This window comes from Candidatus Nanopusillus massiliensis, from assembly GCF_920984865.1.
The window spans coordinates 433,546-434,599 of record NZ_OV100765.1; the positions used below are offsets into that span (position 1 = coordinate 433,546).

Annotated in this window: 2 protein-coding genes; both read left to right on the plus strand. The window is 21.4% G+C overall.

Annotated features, from left to right (window positions below; all coding sequences use genetic code 11):
- Nucleotides 1-174 precede the first annotated feature (174 nt).
- Nucleotides 175-327, plus strand: coding sequence for a hypothetical protein (locus LUA84_RS03230; RefSeq protein WP_231434415.1), 153 nt, complete (start codon nucleotides 175-177; stop codon nucleotides 325-327).
- A 155-nt stretch (nucleotides 328-482) separates the two neighbouring features.
- Nucleotides 483-638 carry a hypothetical protein gene (locus LUA84_RS03235; RefSeq protein ID WP_231434417.1) on the plus strand — a complete coding sequence of 52 codons (156 nt, stop codon included), beginning with the start codon at nucleotides 483-485 and terminating at the stop codon, nucleotides 636-638.
- Nucleotides 639-1,054 lie beyond the last annotated feature (416 nt).

Below are 1,054 nucleotides of genomic sequence, written 5' to 3' on the forward strand. Positions count from 1 at the left end.
ATAGAAATATAATAGAAGCAAGAGAGGGGTTAATAGTTGATGAAGAAGATTTCCAAATATATGGAATAAGGACAAAGCATTCCANAACTTCTTATTCATATTATATTATAGAAAAGAACTACATTAAACATAGATAAAAATCTACTAAATAAATATAATATAAAAGATAAAGAATTGATTAAAAAATTAAAAGAAGGAAAAGAAATAGAAATAGATGGTAAAAAGATATCTTATAAAGATGTAGGATATATAAAGAAAGGAATTAAAATTACATATATTACTGATACAATATTTTTTGATAAATGTATTGATTTTGCAAAAGAATAGCACAATATTAATATCTNNNTCTACATATTTTTTCCAAGCAGATCTAGCAAAGAAAAATATGCATATGGATTTTTTAGAAGTTAGAGAAATATTTAACAGAAGTAATACACAAAATATTATTATTAACACATTTTAGACAAAGATATGAAGAAGAAATGGAAAATATAAGAAAAGATATTGAAGAAAAAAATGAAAATGTCTATATATTGGATGACTTTGATGAAATAAATATATATAAAGATAAAATAGAGTTAAAATTAAAGAAAAATAAAATTATTTATAGAGTAATGAAAAAACTGGAGAAATATTAAGACTCAATTAATTTTTTCAATTCTTCCTTTAATTCTTCTAATTCAGAAGATATATCATCTAATTCCTTTCTAATTTGATTATTATCTTCCTTATTTTCTTCTTTTATTACTTCAACTTTTGGTTTCTTCTTCCTTTTCTTTTTTTCTATAATTTGCCACCTTATTTAATTCTTTAGAATTAATTTCCTTATATAATTCTTCTATCTCTTTTGTTTCTGGTAATTAATTTAATAATTCATCTATTACATCTTTTATAGACTTTATATTTTCCAATAGTTTATCTAATCTCTGGCTTTTAACTTCATGATCTTTTATATCTTGNAATACGTCATATAATTGTAAATATATATTTTTCTTTACTCTCTTAATTGCTTCTAATATATCTCCTCGCAGGTTAGGATTTCAACATATAGATT